The following is an 18,169-nucleotide window of genomic DNA, read 5'->3' as shown; positions in this document are numbered from 1 at the left end:
ACGAGCATCGCGGGACTACTCAACCACCGTTTTCACTTATATTATCTTCCTCTTACTCTCAAATACAGGCTTATTCTCCAAAATCCTCTGCGGCGAAAAAATGGACAGGTCGAGAGTCGGCGTTTTGCCCAGCATCAATTCAGCGATGTACCTCCCCACGGCGTGACACTGCTGGAACCCGTGCCCTGAAAATCCGTTGGCGAGGTAGAAACCTTTCAACTGAGTCCATTCGCCGAGGATCGCGTTGCCATCTAGTGTGTTGACCTCGTACAGCCCCGCCCAGCCGCGCAGGATTTTGAGTCGGTCAAACGAAGGGATGTTGTCCACAAGTTCGGACCAGATCCGTTTCTCGAAGATGTTTTTCTCCCAGCGGAAGTCATCGTAGCCGATGTAATCGTCGGGGAACGACTTGCCGACCATGAACAATCCTTCACCTTCGTGAATGACGTACAAGCCTGAGGGCAAAAACAAGACGGGTAAAACTCCCTCGCCGTGATAATTCGTTTCAACAATCGTGACCTGTCGCTTCGTCGGCGCGATCGGCAGTTCCACGCCAAGGGATTTGGCAATCTTCGGCGCCCATGCCCCTGCCGCGTTCATCACGATGTTGCTATTCAACACTTCGCCAGATACAAGCTTGACGCCAGAGACTTGATTCCCCTCTTTCAAAACTTCAATCACCTCGGCTTGGATGTATTTCGCACCGAGCGAAATCACTTTCTTTTTGTAACCATCCAACACCGCCATAGGTAACATCGTCCCATCGTGCGGACCGAACGCGCCAGCGACGCAATCCTTCAAGTTGTAAAGCGGGAAATGTTGTTGAACTTCATCTGGCGTCAGCCAATGGACTTCACAGCCGAGACTCTTTTGCAGAAGCATCCCTTCATGAGATTCATCGCGGCTGGCTTCATCCAGCACGAACAGATTCCCCTGCTGACGAAATGCAGGGTCGGGCTTTTCGCCGCCAACGGACATCTCGTCGGCAAAGGTCTTGAGAACCTCAAGCCCGTACTGTGACATTTGAATATTCTCTTTGATGTTGAATTGGATGCGCGTATTCCCGTCCGATAGCGGCGTGGACGCTCTCTCGTAGGTCGGGTCCATTTCAAGGATGGCGACGTTGATGCGCGGATCGTCCCTCAACAAATAGTACGCGGTCGCGCATCCCGTCACCCCGCCGCCGATGATTAGGGCATCGTATGAATTCAGCATGTGTGACAACTACAAAGAGTTCTTGTGTTTTTTGCTTTCCCGATAATTAGTTATTGCACCATAGAAGGCAAAGAAACTGATTACGATCGTTGGCAATGCCGCGGGCCAGTTGTGCGGATAAAAATACAACAAAAGAAGCCCAACCAAACAAAAGGTGACTCCAAATATTGACGCAAGCCAAACTCCGCGCACATAATTAGAACCCAAACGGTAGTACTGACCTTTCGTACGCTGAAATATGTCGTTTATTTCATTAACTGCTGTTTCGCAGCTATCTTTACACGCTAATCCGTTTCCCACATCTACAGCACATTCCCGACATAAGCCTTTGTGACAGTTCTTGCACAATCCAATAGCTGGAACACCATGATGGTAATAACAATTCATAAACGACCTCTGCTATCTTGGTCTTGCAAAATCACGAGGCGCGACTCCGCGTCTGTGCCTGTGACCGTAACTTGCGAGCGAACGCAACGCTATCGCCAATATCCTGCCGCTTCGACCAAACACCCACTAAGCCAGACTTGAGCAAGTCACTTGCTTTCATAGGTTTGACGGATTGTCTTGCCCGCTCGATCAACCGCGTGGCAAGAAGCAATTGTTCATTGGGAGATAGGCGATCTGCTTGTTTCAGTAATTTTTCCAAAGTTTCCAGAGCCATTTTGTGCTTCCTTTCAACTCAGTGGTTCAATTTTATCACGCGCGGCGGTTACTGGTTTTTTCATAGGTCGGGTCCATTTCAAGGATGGGATTCGCAGGGCTAAAGCCGCTTGCTCAGCACATGGAAGCCCTTCGGGCTGATCTCGCGGCGACGCTCGCGAGTCCGCTTGAGCGGACTTCCACGAACTGAGGCAGGATGCTGCGCGACCCGCCGAAATCCAATCGTGGCTGATAACTGTTCACTGATAACTCCTCACCTCTTCCTCTCCCACCCCTCCACCCACTTCTCCCCTCTCCTCATCACCTCCTCATGATCCTCAGGGACAGGTAAATCCTTCAAGAACTCAATCGAATATTCCTTCAACCGTTTCTGCACATGCGGTTGACCCGCCTCCAGCCACTTCTCCATGCTCCAGCGCGGGAAGATGCGGCTGACGTAGTATCCCGTTTTGTAATTTTTCAACGTAGACGGCGCGGAGACGAATCCCTTGCCTGGTCCCACCGCGTGGATTTCGTCCAAGCCCACCGAAGCAGAGTCAAGTTGAAATCCCGAAGAGAAGCGTAGAGCCTGATCAATGATCTCGTGACAGTAGATAAACGTCAACGGCGAGACGGCTTTCGATCCCAACGTATCGCCGATGAACGGAGCGATGCCGCCCTTCGTCAGAGTCATCATCAGCGTGTTCATCCAAAATGTTTCCGCGGCGAGCAAGTCCATGCCCCAGCCTGTGCCGCTCCCCGACGTGCCGCAATGCGGGATGCCGTAATGCGCCATCATCTCGGCGCAGGCGAGGCTGTCTAACACGCTTTGCGGATCGTAAAAATTTTGCAGTGTTTTCATGTCGAGATACACGGGCAACATGCCGAGGAACATCGGCGCGCCTTCTTTATACAATTGCCCGATGACCAAGCCCGCGAGCAACTCCGCCATCAACACGGCGATCGTCCCTGCGGGCGTGATCGGCGTGGTCGCGCCCGACAAACTGTAATTGGATATGATGACGGGCAGTCCGCGCTCGATGGCGATTTTCATTTTGTCCACCGTGCCTTCGTTCATCACCAGCGGCGAGACGGGATTGAAATACGGAATGATAAAAGGCTTGTCGCCCAGGTCGCGCGTGTGCAAATGCTGGATCATGTTCAACACATCGTCGAATTTTTTTTCGTCCGAACACAACAACACCATCGGCTTCGTGCCGTTCGCAAAATGTTCAAGCGAGCCAAGCAGATCGGTCAGATAATCTGGCACGTCGCGGCAAATGCCGATCGTCGAGACCATGTCGTACAGCGGCAATTTATTTCCGACGCGCACCATGTCTTGCATGTGTTTACGCTGAAACTCCACAGGCGTATCGGTCTCTGGCTCCTGATAAAACAACGCGGTGACTCCGATTCCGAATCGCGCGCGGTCTTCTTCATTCCCAATTTGGAATTGCGGATTCCCTCGTCGGTCATAGATTTGGATTCTGCGCGGCGCGGCTTTTATCGCCCATTCGACCACCTCGCTCGGTATCCGCACGGTTCTTCCCTCGACGTTCGACCTGCCTACCCTTTTCCCCAACATCTCCACCGCCGACGGCGAGTCCACACGCACGCCCGTCGTCGCGAGCAGTTGCAACGTGTACTGATGAATCTCCTCCCTCTGCGACTCACTCAACAACCTCATCTGCGGTCGGACGTTGTTCATATATTCTCCAATTTTTTCGCGCTGAGCGGAGGGACAGTGTTCTTCTGTCCCGTAGACGAAGCGCATGTTTCAAGTTGTGTTGAGTTTCCATGCAACGCGCGCTTCGTCTACGCTCTTTGCTTGTTTGTACTCGTCCTGAGCGGCGTGAAGAGCGTAATTTGCGATGAACGAAGACGAAGGACGCTCCGCTCAGCGCGAATTGCTTTTTTCTACCCACTCTTCACATATTCATCAAAAAAATCCACCACGCGGATCATAAAATCAAACCACGGTTGACCCACAAACGAATGACCCTCACCCTCATAGCGAAACAGTTCAACATCTTTCCCCGCATCGCGCAACGCTTGATCCAACTTGATTGACCATTCAGGCGGCGTGCCACTGTACACGAGTCCATCGTTCGACCCATAATGGATTTGTATCGGCGCGTCAATAGAATCAAGATGAAAGATCGGCGAGACACTCTTCATCAACTCCGAGTCGCTCGGCGCGTTGTGAAACGCGTTGAGCAGGCTGTTCGGCAACTCAAGCGGGACAACATCCGCCGAATTGCATCCGAGAAGTTGCTCGCCCGCGGCGATGTCGCCGAGACAACCATTGCCCCAACGCGCAATCACATCCGCATGATCCGCGCTGACGGAGGAATAGAGGACAGCGGCTTTCACAGTGGTCTCGATACGCCCCTCGCTATCGCTCGGGGCTACTCGACCACCGAGGATCGTCAACACCTTCATCGTCACTCCCCCTCCCATGCTGTGACCCCACATCCCAACCCGCGTCGCATCCGCCTGCGGAATGGACGGGATCGCATTGAGCAAATTGATCACATCAATCGCCAAGCCTGAATAGAAGAGACTCTCCCCCACATCCGACCCGCCCCAACTGCGATAATCGGACGCGAGGGTGATGTATCCCCGCTCCGCCAGAAACACGGACGAGCGATCTGTGCCATCGCCCGACGTGTAAATGCTCCGCGCGTAGAATCCGTGATTCATCACAATGACAGGGAACGGACCCTCACCCTTCGGAATCTGCATCACACCCGTGATCGTCAACCCGTCGCTGGGATAATCAATCAGGTACGCGGTGTACTTGTCCGTTTCGGTCAACGTTTCGAGGATGCGAACCTCCCCGCTTTGATACTCATGCTGGCGCAGTCCCTCGATGGTGTAGGGATAAATTATTTCTTCAATTGTAGGAGTCGGCGAAGGGAGCGGCGTATCCGTTGGAAGAGGAACAGGCGTGATGGCCTCAATCACAACATGAGGCGGAGGCAGGGTTCGGGTTGGAGGAGGTTGCGAGGGTTGGCAGGCGGTGAGGAGGAGAAAGCAGAAGAGATAACTACGGCGATTCATGTTTGCTAATTTTCTCTTCTTGAAATTTGGTGACGTAATTCAGCCTCAACTCCTGTTTTAGAATTGGCAATGAAAGGGATCTCTTGATTATCCAACACAACGTGTATATAATTTCTTCACGAAGAGTATCTAATGCAGGTAACTTTATGTTTCGATATTGTCAAATCAGTAAAGCAATCATCACACCAATCAAAATAACGATTGGGGTTTCTTGAGCACGACGATATATGCCCCACTTGATAGCCTTCTAGTAAATAAATTGCTTTACCGCACTCAACACATCTTGAGCCCGATTCGTTATAAAGCAACTCGCTAACCGACTTATAAATAGGTCTAACATCAAGTTGCCGAACCGCCAGTTTGTCCAAAATACTCGCCTGTGGATTCGATTCCAAGGTTTTTCTAATCAAATCATTTGGATAAAAACTAGCTTCAATCGGTAAGGGAACGGGGAAATCTGCCAAGCTTGCAGGCTGGATGTTTTGCGCAACGAGAATTTTGGACTTCGGAGATACAGACACTCTGTAGGCGGTACCGAGAGCTTTTACTCTACTCATTTCCAGCGCAGTTATGTATCCTGCCTTAAGTCCAAAAGTGGTAAGTGCCGCAATTGGCAAGGCAAGTGCGAAAGACCCAAAGGCAAGCTGGAAGCTCGATGCAAACAACAAAACCAAGAATTTATTGAGCCCGCCAAACACAACATCTTCGCCACCTTCACGAATAATTACACGAAAAAGGGTGCTTAATAAATCCTTTTTTTCCATGGGCGATTATGATCTATATTTCCTCAGCGTTACCCGCCACCATGGTTCCCCGCGTGAATAAACCTTCCAGCCAAGAGTTTCCATCTCATCAAGCATCTTTCGTAAAATTTCAACATTTTTGGCAACTTGTAATATATTCGGGGCCTCATCAGAATAAGATGTTTTTTCCACCACCTCAGATTGAGCAATTACTCCACCCTTCTTAGATGTAGAAACAGCGACAAACACCCAATTTACATTTGGCTTATTAAATAATCTAGAGCCTCCAGACATTGCGGAAAACAGTTGAGTTTCGCAGGTTTCATATTCCACATAATGCTCAACTTGTTTACTATTAAAAGTTTGATTCGCTTTAGATGTTTCAATTTGACTAACCTTAGTGCCAGCCTCGGCAAACTCTCGTTTTTCAAGTATTGCATCTGAATGAGTTATGAACGCAAGTATCTTAAAATCTGCTACCTGTTGAATTTGATTTGTTGCACCAAATGCAAAATTTACAAGTGGAAGATGAGGAGATGAGGTAATCTTTACAAGACTTTCAAACCCAGTTTTATTAAAAGGGAGAATAATGGGGTTGTTATCTCTGACAGCTAATTCTTCTTTTTTCGATATTTCAAAATAACTCGTCGAAGACAATATCTTCGAATCGAGTTTCTCTTTATCAGAAGAGACTCTTCTCAATTTATCATTACGTTTTGGGCTTAGATCTCGCTGTTTTAAGAACAACTGATCAAGATTTAGTAACACCTTTGGAAGGATACACCAAAAATCTCTCCAAAAACCTCTCTCAATAGCAACGCCTTCCATGCCATAAATTTGCCTTTCCAATCTATCAACCACATCTAACGGGCTGCATTTAAATAAATAAAGCATCTTCAACTCTTGAAGCAAATATATAGATGGAAATGAACTATTTATGCTGTTAATTTCTTTTACATCATCATAGGAATCGTATATTCTCAGCAGGCTCTTCAATTCATCTTCAGGCGCGACAGGCGGAACCATCATCCACCGATAATCTTCTGAATATGATCGAGAGTATAAAAAGCGATAATAGTGCATAATTCGAGAACCCTATTTCCTACACGCGAATGATTCGAATTTCCGATTCAGCCATTCGACAAAGTGGTTCAATAAATCTCTCGAACTGCTGTAGACTCGCAAATGTAGATTGTTGCTGCTTGTAGATTTCGGATGCAATTTCTTGCGATGTTTGCTTACCCGTTAGCGCAGACCATAAGTTTTTTGCCCAGTTTGAAGCTTTTAATAATTTCTCTATCTGGTCTCGTTGATCAGATAAAGTTTGCTGTGCAACATCTCTTGACCTGCGCAAAGTTTGGCAAATACAAAACGCTAAAGCATGGGCAACGTTTAAGGGCTCTGGGAACGATATCAACTTACTGCTCATTTCAAGTGAATCTTGTAGATGTTTAGGAAGGCGTATGTGATTTTCAGCATTTCCTAGACCAACAGCTGACACAGGAATTATTGCACCCGTCCAATGTGAAACATTACGTTTATGAAGATCAATCAATTCTTTAAAAGTATCCTGCGCTAAGGATACAAGTTTCCCAAAATTATCTTCTTGCCACTTCTTGTCCACAGCATCAGCCTTAGATAAGGCGATAACATAAGTCAATGGTCGAAACGGAAACTGTTGGTCAAATCTGCTGAGAACATTTACTAGACGATTTACCCCGCTCTTAAAACTTGCTTCCTTTAGATTCTTGTAACTTGTCAAGGATACAGAATCAACAAAAATTATTACTGCATTGCTAATAGAAATATGAGTGGCTATTTCCCGTAAACTCTCCAAAATTTCTGGATCCTCAGGGGCATCATCAGGCTGAACCTTTAATACACCACCTCTATAATCTATCCAGCTAATAGATGTTACAAAGGACGACTCGTAGAGTAAGTCAAATGACCAAACAGTAGTTTTTTTAGTACCTGGGGGATAATCAAAATTGCGAGCTCCAAATGATATTTTCTCAAATTTTCCGCTTTCGGCTATCCAATCGCCATCTGGGCCTAAGGATGTTGGGCGTATCTTGAAACCTTCAAGAGAGTTAGCCCCAAGAACCTCATATAATCCAGCCATGTAGCTGGTTTTTCCTGAACCGCTCAAACCCAACATGGTTACTTTCATAACTCCGACTCCCTTTCTGCGATTAGGCGAAAACGATTTTACCGAGTATATATAATTTTCTATTTAATAGCAATGGTAGATTAATGGATTAAAGTTACTTAATCTTGAAATTAAATCAAATCTAAGAAAAGCTGTTAAGGATATCATTCCTGAAACCCCGTCCGATACAACTCATAATACATCCCCTGATTCGCCAGCAACTCAGCATGTGAGCCTTGCTCGATGATCTTCCCATCGTGAATGACCACGATTTTATCTGCGGATGTAATCGTCGAAAGGCGATGCGCGATCACATCATTGAATTCCGCCAGCAAATGTGGCGATGTCACGAGCGTTATCCTGTTTTGCCGCGCTGAATAAAGAATTCGGGCAGAATGACCCGAAGCAATTACCCCGCTGACTAACACATTCGTATCAAGAACGACTCTTGCCATGGCGCGCATTGCGAGATTCGCGTGTGGCTTTCACGGCATCCGACATCACTTCTTCTTCGCTATAGCGGGAATATTTCTTCCGAATCGCGCTCACAGTCGCGACAAATTTCTTTTCGAGCACAACGCGATCAATCTCCGTGTCCAACAACCGCCAAAGTTCAACCTTTTCCTGCGCAGGCAGTTTGCGCAAGGCTTGCTTGATCTGGTCAAATGTCACGTTAACTTGAATAGTTTCCATTTTCAACTCCATCACTTACCTCAGGCGTACGCAAACACATCTACCTGCACAGACTTGATCGGTTTCGCCTTCCCATGAACCAGCAGGCGTACTTTCTCGGTCGTTTCGCGGCTGAAAATTTCCTCACCACAACGAGTACATACCTGCGCAGGGATTTTTTCTACGAGCACAGGTTTGCCGTCAATTTGAAATACCTCGTTCACTACTTCTTCGCGGTATTCTGTCGAACCGCATACATGGCACTTGAACATGGCTACCTCAATGGATAGGGTAAAAGTTTCAGATCATACACAAACCGATAATCCCTCTGATTCTTGGAAACGAATTCACAGTCCACAACGAGCGCGGTTGCCGCGATTAAAGCGTCTGCAAGAAGCAACCCATGACTCAGGCGGTATTTACGAATTAAACCAACCGCTCCATTTGAAATTTGTTCGTTCAGTGGGACAACCTGAAATCGCTCAAGCAATCGGTCTGTGTTTTGTAATTCGATTTTGTTTCGACAACCAACCAGAAGTTCCAACTCTGTCACTGCGCTTACCACGAGCGTTGACTTTCCCTCAAAATGCTTCAAACAGTCAATCGCATCAGCATTTTGAGCGGCAGCGTCAATCAGTATGTCAGTGTCTACGAGCACGATGCTCATTTACTTCCCCACTCACGTTCGCGAGATTCCCGCACCCATCTCACGCTATCACGCATATCTTCGCGATCTTTCCACATCCCAATAAAAGGCTCATCTTCGAGTTTTCCGCGTTTGGACTTTTTGCGCGAAACTTCACTGTAGCGCGCTTTTAGAAAAGCCACAAAATCAGAAACTTGTTTTTGCGCTTCGGGAGGAAGGTTTTGAATATCTTCAAGGATTCTAGGAATAGCCATAGTTACCTCATCTCAAATTATAGCACTTCATCCAAACCTGACAGGTTTTCACATAACCGCCCCAATCGTGAATCCGCGTCCACGCGAACGGCTGGGTCAATCATGTCGCACAGGAAACCTGTCAGGTTTATTTACCTACTCCTGAAACCCCGTCCGATACAACTCGTAATACATCCCCTGATTCGCCAGCAACTCGGTATGCGAACCTTGCTCAACAATCTTCCCATCGTGAATGACCACGATTTTATCTGCGGATGTGATGGTTGAAAGGCGGTGCGCGATCACGAAGGATGTGCGTCCCTTCAACAGAGTCGCCAGCGCGTGTTGGATGATCTGCTCGGTCTGCGTATCCACCGACGAGGTCGCTTCATCTAAAATCAAAATGCGCGGGTCGGCGAGCAACGCGCGCGCGAACGAGATCAATTGTCTCTGCCCCACGCTCAACGTCGCGCCGCCTTCCTCCACCGAAGTCTCGTATCCATTTTTCAAGCCCATGATGAACTCATGCGCGCCCACCGCCTGCGCCGCGCGGATCACTTCCTCATCATTTGCATCCAAACGACCGAACAAAATATTTTCCTTCACCGTGCCAGTGAACAGAAACGGGTCTTGCAGAACCATCCCCATCTGCCGCCTCAGCGACGCCTGAGTCACCGTCCGCAGGTCGACGCCGTCCACGCGCACACAGCCCGACGTCGGATCATGGAAGCGTGCCAGCAACTTCACGATGGTCGTCTTGCCCGCGCCCGTCTCCCCGACCAACGCCACTGTCTGCCCCGCATCCACATTTAAATTAATTTGATTGAGGACGAGAGTCGGATCATCGGAATAATGGAACTGGACATCTTCGAATCGGACGCCGCCGACGATTGCCTCTAACCCTTTGGCATTTTCCGCATCCCGCACCTCGACGGGCTGGCTGAGCAGTTCGAGAATCCGCTCGCCGCCCGCCATCGTGGATTGAAGCGTGTCGAAGCGCCGACTCATATCGCGGATCGGCTCGAAGAAGCGGTCAATGTACAAAATGAACGCGATCAACACGCCTGCAGTGATCTCGGTATTCAACACATATTTCCCGCCGACATACACAACGATGGCAGTTGCGATCGCGCCGAGCACATCCACCACTGGCGTGAATAGCGACGCGACCTTCGCCGCATCGAGACTCGTTTCGAGATAATAACGATTCACATACCCGTTGAAGGTGGAATAATTTTTCTCCTGCCGCGAGAACGCCTGCACCACCCGCACCCCGTTGACATTCTCCGCCAGCACCGAATTCGTCCACGAAACGGCGGCGCGAATTTTGCGATAACTCTGCCGCGCGGCTTTGCGGAAGATGATCGTCGCCAGCACCATGAACGGCAAAACGGTAAACGTGAGCAATGACAACTTCACATCCAGCGCGAGCATCGCAACCAACGTACCGATGATGCCAAGCAGATTCCGCACAATTGCCAGCACCGCCCACGTGATGAACTCGCGCAATGTGCCAACATCATTGATAACGCGCGTGATGACACGCCCCACACTGTAGCGGTTATAAAAACTCAACGACAGATTCTGCAAATGCTCGAACATCGCCGTGCGGACATCGTACAACACGTGTTGCCCCACGCGAGACATGATCCGCACACGGTAGAAGTTAGTCACGAGTTGAACGACCGACACAATCAAATACGCCAGCACGATATTTCTCAACGCGTGGGCATCTTTCGCGCCGACGCCTTCGTCAATCGCAAGTTTGACGAAGTACGGTCCCGACACAGCCGCGGCAGTGACAATGATCATCAGGGTCAACGCAAAGAACATGCGCGGCGCATACGGTTTCACAAAGCGCAGCAATCCACGCGCAACCTTGGGGTCGTAGCCCTTATCGAGCTGTCTCTTCCGATTGGGTGATAAATTGGGGAGGGATAATTTTGGTGGTCATATCTATTTCCGTCCTGAGCGGAGTGAGGAGCGATAGCGACGAACGCAGTCGAAGGACAAGTGTTCATGAAAAAAAGTTGGCTTCATGCTCACGCTTCGACTTCGCTACGCTCCGCTCAGCGAGGAGGTTTCTTTTTATTTTCTCTCTGCTTTCTTTCAGTCTTTACGATCTCGTGAATTCCATCAAAGTCACCGCGAATTAATGCTTGCTTCTTGGCGCGGCTCCAACCTTTGATCTGTCGCTCCCATCGGAGGGCATCGTAATAATATTTTGTTTCGTCCGAAGCCCAAACCAACTTCACAGGTCTACGAGAAAAAGTGTACGCGGATGACTCAACGCCTTCTTGATGTTGCCAGAGTCGTTTATTGATGTTGTCAGTGCTTCCTGTGTAAAAGGAGCCATCAGCGCATTCAAGGATATAAACAAGATAAGGCATATTGTTTTCTCCGTCCTGAGCGGAACGAGGAGCAGTTGTTGCGACGAGTGCAGTTGAAGGACATTGGGGCACGCACGCTTCGACTAGGGAACGGACAAGCACCCTTCCTCCGCTCAGCGAGGAACGAAGTCGAAGGACATGTTTCAAAAGGAATTTTATGCTTCCTGACTGCTCTCGCTTCGACTGCGCTCGCCTATCGGCTCGCTCCGCTCAGCGAGGAAGTTTTCCTCCATCTCCTCCGCAAAACCAGCGTGATCTACCAATTGCAGGTCATGGATTTCTTTGTACAGTCCTCCGCGTTTGAGAAGTTCTTCATGCGTGCCTCGTTCGGCGATTTGACCTTTATCCAGCACGAGGATCAAATCGGCGCGTCTCACTGTAGATAAACGGTGCGCGATCACGAACGTTGTGCGTCCTTCCATCAGCGTATCCAGCGCGGCTTGGATTAGTTTTTCAGTTTGAGTATCCACCGATGAAGTTGAGTCATCGAGAATCAAAATGCGCGGATTCATCAACAGCGCGCGCGCAATCGCCACGCGTTGACGTTGTCCGCCTGAAAGCGTCACGCCGCGCTCGCCGACGATAGTGTCGTAGCCGTTGGTAAACCCTTCGATAAACTCATGCGCTTGCGCGGCTTTCGCGGCGGCGATGACTTCGTCCATCGTCGCTTCGGGGCGGCCATAGGCAATGTTTGCTTTAATCGAGTCGGAAAATAACAGCGAAGTTTGCAAAACGATGCCAATTTGCTTTCTCAGAGTCACCAAATCCATTTCGCGGACATCCACGCCATCCACGAACACACTGCCATCGGTCACATCGTAGAAGCGCGGAATGAGATTGATGAATGAGGTTTTGCCCGAACCCGTCGGTCCGATCAATGCGATGATCTGATTCGGTTTGACGTTTACGCTGACACCATTCAACGAGACGGTTTTTTCGCCTTTGTAATTCAGCCGCACATCGCGGAACTCGACCTCGCCGCGCAGGGATTCCATCTTCACCGCATTCGGCGCGGACTGGATCGCTGGCTCCACGTCCAACACTTCGAAGACACGTTGCGCGCCAGCCGCCGCCTCCCCGCCCGCGTTGACGAGTCCCGTCAACTGTTGGGCTGGTTCCGCCATCATCAAGATGTACGCGTTGAACGCGACGATCGCGCCGATGGTCAACGTTCCGTCCATGACCATCTGCCCGCCGAACCACAGGATCAAGATGACGCTGACCGTCGTGAGCCAGTTGGTGGTCGGCATGATCTTCGACCACTCGTCAATGACATGCACCCATGATTTGAAAACGACATTGTTCGCATCGGTGAACCGTTTGATCTCGTATTTCTCACGCGCAAACGCGCGGACGACTTGCACGCCGACGACATTTTCCTGCAAGCGATTCGAGACCTCGCCCATTGCTTGATCCACGATGAAGAATAATTTTCCGATCTTCGTGCCAAAACTGGAGGTCATCAACACAAGCGGAATCATCGGCACGAGCGCGATCCCCGCCAGGAATGGATTCTCCGCGACCATCGAATAGATCACTCCAACGGCGAGCATGACAAACTTCACAAGGTCGGAAACCGCCGTGCCTGAAAATTTTTCTATCGAGCGGACGTCTTCGATACAACGCGAGATGAGTTGTCCCGATTGCGTATGATCGTGGTACGTAAACGTCATATGCTGGATGTGATCGAACGTGCGGTTACGCAGGTCATAGCCAACGTGAGCCGCGATCCATTCAGTCGTGTAACGGTTGACCAGGCTGAGGAAAGCCGAACCAAGCCCAAGTCCGAGAAGGAGAAGCGCGGACTGTGTGATCTGTCGCATATCGCGGCGAGTGAGTCCGTCATCCACCGCTGTCTGAATGATGCGCGGGACGAGGAGGTTGAGCGCGGTCATGATGAACAGCATCAAGAGAGTCGCAAGGATCTGCCATGTGTATGGCTTGAGGAAAATTCGAGTTCTGAGTAAATTTTTCATAGCGGGCTTGAAAGGATACCATAAATTATTTTTCTGTTCTGGTGGCAGTTGCACTGCCACCAGAGGTGACGCAGTACAACTGCGTCACGAACATCACGGCGAGTCAGTCGCATGAACGCGACGCAGTGCAACTGCGTCGCAAACATCACGGTGGTATAATGCCCGTGCTTTTATCTTGAAGAACTTGAAGGGACACATGAAACTTCACGAGTATCAATCCAAAACGATCTTTGCAAAGTATGGAATCCCGATCCCCAAGGGACGGGTGGCGGCTACCGCAGTGGAGGCGAAACACATCGCCGAAGAGCTGGGGGGCCGCGTTGTTGTTAAATCGCAGGTGCTGGTGGGCGGACGCGGCAAAGCGGGCGGCATCAAAGTTGCCAAAAGCGCGGCAGAAGCCGAGGGACTCGCACAACAGATCCTCGCGATGGAGATCAAGGGCTTGCCCGTTCGAAAAGTGCTGGTGGACGAAGCCGCCGCCATCGAACATGAAATTTATTTTGCTATCACGAACGATCGCGCCGCGAAAAAACCTGTGATGATCGCCTCGGGCGAAGGCGGCATTGACATCGAGGAAGTAGCCGCGACGACACCTGAGAAAATTATCAAGGTGCATATCGATCCGCTGTTGGGGTTGCGCGATTACCAGTCGCGCGATGTCGCCGCTTCGATTGACCTGCCGCGCGAACATTGGCGCGACTTCAGCAAGATCGCGGCGGGACTGTGGCAAGCCTATCTCGAAACCGACGCGACGCTGGCAGAGATCAATCCGCTGGTCATCACGAAAGACAAACGATTGGTCGCGCTCGACGGCAAAATGATGATTGACGACAACGCGTTGTTCCGTCACACAGACTTGAACGAGATGCGCGACATTGACGAAGAAGAGCCCGCCGAGACCGAGGCGCGGAAGTACGGACTCTCTTACATCAAACTCGATGGCAACATCGGGTGCATGGTCAACGGCGCGGGCTTGGCAATGACTAGTATGGACATCGTCAAACTCTTCGGCGGCTCGCCCGCCAACTTCCTGGACATCGGCGGTGGCGCAGGCTCGGATAAAGTTTCCGCGGCGATGAAAATCATTTTGTCCGACCCCAACGTGAAAGCGGTTCTCTTCAACATTTTTGGCGGCATCACCCGTTGCGACGAAGTGGCGCGTGGAATTTTGGTCGCCATGGATGAAGTCAAACCGAAAGTTCCGATGGTCGTGCGGCTCGTCGGCACGAACGCGGAAGAAGGACGCGAAATTTTGAAATCTGCAAAAATGATCACGGCAGAGACTCTTGCCGACGCGGCGAAGAAGGCAGTGGAGGCGGCGAGATGAGCATCCTGATCAACAAAAACACAAGACTTCTCGTGCAGGGTATCACCGGCAACGAAGGACTCTTTCATTCCACACAAATGCTGGCATACGGAACAAATCTCGTCGCGGGTGTGACGCCCGGCAAAGGCGGCGAATGGGTGCTGGATGGAAAAGTCCCCGTATTCGATTCGGTCAAACTCGCAAAAGAAGCGACCGACGCGAACTGCGCGGTGATCTTCGTCCCTGCCCGCTTCGCGCCCGACGCGATGTTTGAAGCGGCAGACGCGGGCATTCCCCTCGTCGTGTGCATCACCGAAGGCGTCGCTGTGCAAGACATGATGCGCGTGCGAAATTATCTCGACCAGAAAAACGTTCGCTTGGTTGGTCCGAACTGCCCAGGCATGCTGACCCCCGGCGAATCAAAAGTTGGCATCATCCCCGGCAACATCGCCATCCCCGGCAACGTGGGAGTCGTTTCGCGCTCAGGCACGCTCACGTATGAAGTGTTGTACGCGTTGAAACTCGTCGGCATGGGCGCATCCACGTGCGTGGGCATCGGCGGCGACCCGGTCAATGGAACGAATTTCATTGACGTGCTGGAAATGTTCGAACACGATCCGCACACCGAAAAAGTTGTGCTCATCGGCGAGATCGGCGGCTCGGATGAGGACAAAGCCGCAGAATTTATCGCATCGAAGATGACCAAGCCTGTCGTTTCATTCATCGCAGGCCAGACCGCCCCTCCCGGTAAGCGGATGGGTCACGCGGGCGCGATCATCGAAGGCGGCGCGGGGACTGCGGAAGGCAAAGTCAAAGCGCTCGAAGCCGCGGGAGTCAAAGTAGCGAAACATCCCGAGGAGATTCCGTCGCTATTGAAGTAAGACCCCAGCCACCGATTACACAGATTTTCTCAAATTTTTAAAACCAATCCGTGAGAATCGGTGAAATCCGTGGCAAAGGTTTAAATTAAACACGTAGAGCCGTCCTTATCGGACGGCTCTACGGTTATAATCGCCAAAAGGATTTACTTATGCGAGTCGATGTACGAAACGGCGTCACCGACGGTAGCGATCTTTTGGGCGGCTTCGTCGGAAATCTCGGCGCCGAACTTGTCTTCAAACGCCATGATCAACTCCACCAAGTCGAGCGAATCAGCCTCAAGGTCCTCGCGGAAGCGAGCCTCGGGTGTGATCTTCGCCTCGTCGGCGCCCAGTAAATCCTTGATAATCGCCTTTACGTCGTTAAATGTGTCAGACATGACAACCTCCTCAGAGAATTTCTTCTATTGTACTAGATAATACAACCACAGGAACACTGCCCCATGTCAAAAGTTGCGCCGATAGACCAGCGAAAAGCAGACCATATTAAGATCAACTTAGAGCAGGATGTCCGCTCTGCGCTGACAACAGGACTGGAGAATTACCGATTCATCCACGAAGCATTGCCCGAACTGGACTTAAACCGCCTCGATACGACGGTCAGCCTGTTTCGCAAACTTCTAGCGGCTCCCATCCTCATCTCTTCGATGACGGGCGGCACAGCCGAAGCCGAGACCATCAACCTGCGTCTCGCCGAAGCCGCGCAAGAGATGAACATCGCTATGGGAGTCGGCAGTCAACGCGCGGCGATCGAACACCCCGAACAAGCGCGGACGTTTCAAGTCCGCCGCGTCGCGCCTGATATTTTATTGTTCGCAAATCTTGGCGCAGTACAACTCAATTACGGCTACACCATTGACCACTGCCGCCGCGCCGTAGACATGATCCAAGCCGACGCGTTGATCCTCCATTTGAATCCGTTACAAGAAGCCGTGCAAGATGCGGGCGACACAAATTTTGATGGGCTTGCAAAACGAATCGAGGAAGTCTGCAAACAAATCGAGGTCCCCGTCATTGCAAAAGAAGTCGGCTGGGGAATCTCCGAACGAACAGCAAAGTTATTATCCGATTGCGGCGTTTCCGCCATTGACGTCGCAGGCGCGGGCGGCACAAGTTGGTCACAAGTGGAAATGCACCGCGCCCCCGACGAATTCACCCGTCAACTCGCCGCGACGTTTGTTGGCTGGGGAATCCCAACGGCAGATTCAATTTTGAATGTGAAGAAAGCAACCCCCGACATGACCATCTTCGCCAGCGGCGGCATCAAAGATGGACTCGACATCGCCAAGTGCATCGCCCTCGGCGCAACGCTCGGCGGCATGGCAGGTCAATTCCTCAAAGCCGCGGCAATTTCGACCGAGCAAGCAGTTGACATGATGAAACTAACGAAGCGGCAGATCGAGGTGACGATGTTTGCTTCGGGTGCCGGAACATTGAAAGAGCTAACAAAAGACAGGCTTGTGGTTGTATAATTGAAACAGAGGTGTTGCATGACTATTCAAACTACGCCCAACACAAAATACGCCAGAGGTGTCCGCTGGCTAGCTGAACTCTACGAAAAAAAACAAGTCAGCAATTTGACCGCGCAAACGCTCAACAAAGCAGTCGAGTACGAGGTCAGCCAATCGCAATCTCAATTAGACGAGATTGAAAAAGTATTAGCCGACTACGAGAAACAATTCAAAATGTCCACTCCCGAATTCTTCGAGCGTTACCAGGCAGGACAAACAGATGATAGCGCCGAATCGGTCGAATGGGCGTCGCTTGCTCAAATGGCAAACAGCATCCGCAAGCGACTCGAACTTCTTAGCGAATCGTCGGAATGAACCCGATCGAATACGTGGAGTCGGTCAAAGAACGCCTTTCGACCGACTCTATTGTTATCAGGTTTGATGTCATCAGGGAGTTTGCCAGCCTTGAGGAGGGGTTTATCCGTGTTCGAGCAAATTTGACCAACGGCGATATCCTCGATTTCTCTGAATTCGTACAATGGCTGGACGATTTGGAATTAACCAGCTACCGGTATCATTGGATGGATAAAGATAAACATCTCATTCGTCGCTGGGATAATGCGAAACACTTCCCTGATCTCCAAAACTTTCCGCATCACATCCACATCAGCGAAACGGATGTGACTTCAGGCAAACTTGTCAATATCTTCGACGTGCTTGATGAGATCGCATCAGCCATCCACAAACTGAAACGATGAAGTTAACGAAGCGACAGATCGAGGTGGCGATGTTCACCTCAGGCGCGGGA

General features: G+C 50.4%; 21 protein-coding genes. 5 read left to right on the top strand and 16 right to left on the bottom strand.

From position 1 onward, the window contains the following. Positions 1 to 36 precede the first annotated feature (36 nt). The 15 genes from IPM31_19475 to IPM31_19405 all read right to left on the bottom strand — a co-directional run bounded on the left by IPM31_19475 (position 37) and on the right by IPM31_19405 (position 13,726). Complete coding sequence (locus tag IPM31_19475; GenBank protein ID MBK9009153.1) at positions 37 to 1,215, bottom strand: FAD-binding oxidoreductase; 1,179 nt, start codon at positions 1,213 to 1,215, stop codon at positions 37 to 39. A gap of 418 nt (positions 1,216 to 1,633) precedes the next feature. Further along, positions 1,634 to 1,876 carry a hypothetical protein gene (locus IPM31_19470; protein MBK9009152.1) on the bottom strand — a complete coding sequence of 81 codons (243 nt, stop codon included), beginning with the start codon at positions 1,874 to 1,876 and terminating at the stop codon, positions 1,634 to 1,636. A 252-nt stretch (positions 1,877 to 2,128) separates the two neighbouring features. Next, positions 2,129 to 3,562, bottom strand: a complete 1,434-nt coding sequence (locus IPM31_19465) for a trimethylamine methyltransferase family protein (protein MBK9009151.1) — start codon at positions 3,560 to 3,562, stop codon at positions 2,129 to 2,131. Positions 3,563 to 3,771: 209 nt separating this feature from the next. After that, positions 3,772 to 4,917: a dienelactone hydrolase family protein gene (locus IPM31_19460; protein MBK9009150.1), complete on the bottom strand. Its 1,146-nt coding sequence runs from the start codon at positions 4,915 to 4,917 to the stop codon at positions 3,772 to 3,774. A gap of 116 nt (positions 4,918 to 5,033) precedes the next feature. Then, on the bottom strand, positions 5,034 to 5,681 hold the full coding sequence (locus IPM31_19455; GenBank protein ID MBK9009149.1) for a hypothetical protein: 648 nt from the start codon (positions 5,679 to 5,681) through the stop codon (positions 5,034 to 5,036). Positions 5,682 to 5,687: 6 nt separating this feature from the next. Then, positions 5,688 to 6,686: a hypothetical protein gene (locus tag IPM31_19450; GenBank protein ID MBK9009148.1), complete on the bottom strand. Its 999-nt coding sequence runs from the start codon at positions 6,684 to 6,686 to the stop codon at positions 5,688 to 5,690. A gap of 76 nt (positions 6,687 to 6,762) precedes the next feature. Further along, complete coding sequence (locus IPM31_19445) at positions 6,763 to 7,830, bottom strand: hypothetical protein (GenBank protein MBK9009147.1); 1,068 nt, start codon at positions 7,828 to 7,830, stop codon at positions 6,763 to 6,765. 143 nt (positions 7,831 to 7,973) lie between these two features. After that, complete coding sequence (locus IPM31_19440; protein ID MBK9009146.1) at positions 7,974 to 8,264, bottom strand: putative toxin-antitoxin system toxin component, PIN family; 291 nt, start codon at positions 8,262 to 8,264, stop codon at positions 7,974 to 7,976. After that, a complete protein-coding gene (locus IPM31_19435) occupies positions 8,245 to 8,502 on the bottom strand; it encodes a hypothetical protein (protein MBK9009145.1) in 258 nt (85 codons plus the stop codon). The genes IPM31_19440 and IPM31_19435 overlap by 20 nt, the downstream gene beginning before the upstream one ends. 20 nt (positions 8,503 to 8,522) lie before the next feature. Then, on the bottom strand, positions 8,523 to 8,753 hold the full coding sequence (locus IPM31_19430) for a YgiT-type zinc finger protein (protein MBK9009144.1): 231 nt from the start codon (positions 8,751 to 8,753) through the stop codon (positions 8,523 to 8,525). A 2-nt stretch (positions 8,754 to 8,755) separates the two neighbouring features. Beyond that, complete coding sequence (locus IPM31_19425; GenBank protein MBK9009143.1) at positions 8,756 to 9,148, bottom strand: PIN domain-containing protein; 393 nt, start codon at positions 9,146 to 9,148, stop codon at positions 8,756 to 8,758. Next, the gene (locus IPM31_19420; GenBank protein MBK9009142.1) at positions 9,145 to 9,381 is read right to left on the bottom strand and encodes a DUF2281 domain-containing protein; all 237 of its coding nucleotides are present in this window, start codon (positions 9,379 to 9,381) and stop codon (positions 9,145 to 9,147) included. The genes IPM31_19425 and IPM31_19420 overlap by 4 nt, the downstream gene beginning before the upstream one ends. Before the next feature lie 135 nt (positions 9,382 to 9,516). After that, positions 9,517 to 11,214 carry an ABC transporter ATP-binding protein gene (locus IPM31_19415; GenBank protein ID MBK9009141.1) on the bottom strand — a complete coding sequence of 566 codons (1,698 nt, stop codon included), beginning with the start codon at positions 11,212 to 11,214 and terminating at the stop codon, positions 9,517 to 9,519. A 215-nt stretch (positions 11,215 to 11,429) separates the two neighbouring features. Then, positions 11,430 to 11,750: a GIY-YIG nuclease family protein gene (locus tag IPM31_19410; protein MBK9009140.1), complete on the bottom strand. Its 321-nt coding sequence runs from the start codon at positions 11,748 to 11,750 to the stop codon at positions 11,430 to 11,432. A gap of 155 nt (positions 11,751 to 11,905) precedes the next feature. Then, positions 11,906 to 13,726, bottom strand: coding sequence for an ABC transporter ATP-binding protein (locus IPM31_19405; GenBank protein MBK9009139.1), 1,821 nt, complete (start codon positions 13,724 to 13,726; stop codon positions 11,906 to 11,908). A 196-nt stretch (positions 13,727 to 13,922) separates the two neighbouring features. Between IPM31_19405 and sucC the strand changes: the two genes are divergently transcribed. Both sucC and sucD read left to right on the top strand, forming a co-directional pair. Then, the gene (sucC, locus tag IPM31_19400; protein ID MBK9009138.1) at positions 13,923 to 15,053 is read left to right on the top strand and encodes an ADP-forming succinate--CoA ligase subunit beta; all 1,131 of its coding nucleotides are present in this window, start codon (positions 13,923 to 13,925) and stop codon (positions 15,051 to 15,053) included. Then, entirely contained in the window at positions 15,050 to 15,913 is an 864-nt protein-coding gene (gene sucD, locus IPM31_19395; protein MBK9009137.1) for a succinate--CoA ligase subunit alpha, read from the top strand. Before sucC ends, sucD begins: the two co-directional genes overlap by 4 nt. Before the next feature lie 143 nt (positions 15,914 to 16,056). Here sucD and acpP read toward each other — a convergent pair whose 3' ends face one another. Further along, positions 16,057 to 16,290 carry an acyl carrier protein gene (gene acpP / locus IPM31_19390; protein ID MBK9009136.1) on the bottom strand — a complete coding sequence of 78 codons (234 nt, stop codon included), beginning with the start codon at positions 16,288 to 16,290 and terminating at the stop codon, positions 16,057 to 16,059. 63 nt (positions 16,291 to 16,353) lie between these two features. Between acpP and IPM31_19385 the strand changes: the two genes are divergently transcribed. Genes IPM31_19385 through IPM31_19375 form a run of 3 tightly spaced genes read left to right on the top strand, consistent with a single transcriptional unit; the run spans position 16,354 to position 18,119 of the window. Beyond that, positions 16,354 to 17,382, top strand: a complete 1,029-nt coding sequence (locus IPM31_19385) for a type 2 isopentenyl-diphosphate Delta-isomerase (protein ID MBK9009135.1) — start codon at positions 16,354 to 16,356, stop codon at positions 17,380 to 17,382. Between the two features lie 18 nt (positions 17,383 to 17,400). Further along, positions 17,401 to 17,736: a hypothetical protein gene (locus tag IPM31_19380; GenBank protein ID MBK9009134.1), complete on the top strand. Its 336-nt coding sequence runs from the start codon at positions 17,401 to 17,403 to the stop codon at positions 17,734 to 17,736. Next, positions 17,733 to 18,119 carry a hypothetical protein gene (locus tag IPM31_19375; protein ID MBK9009133.1) on the top strand — a complete coding sequence of 129 codons (387 nt, stop codon included), beginning with the start codon at positions 17,733 to 17,735 and terminating at the stop codon, positions 18,117 to 18,119. Before IPM31_19380 ends, IPM31_19375 begins: the two co-directional genes overlap by 4 nt. Positions 18,120 to 18,169 lie beyond the last annotated feature (50 nt).

The organism is Candidatus Defluviilinea gracilis (assembly GCA_016716235.1).
In the GTDB taxonomy this organism is placed as follows: domain Bacteria; phylum Chloroflexota; class Anaerolineae; order Anaerolineales; family Villigracilaceae; genus Defluviilinea; species Defluviilinea gracilis.
Note: the sequence above shows the minus strand (reverse complement) of the source record. Positions and strands in the feature narration are given on the sequence as shown.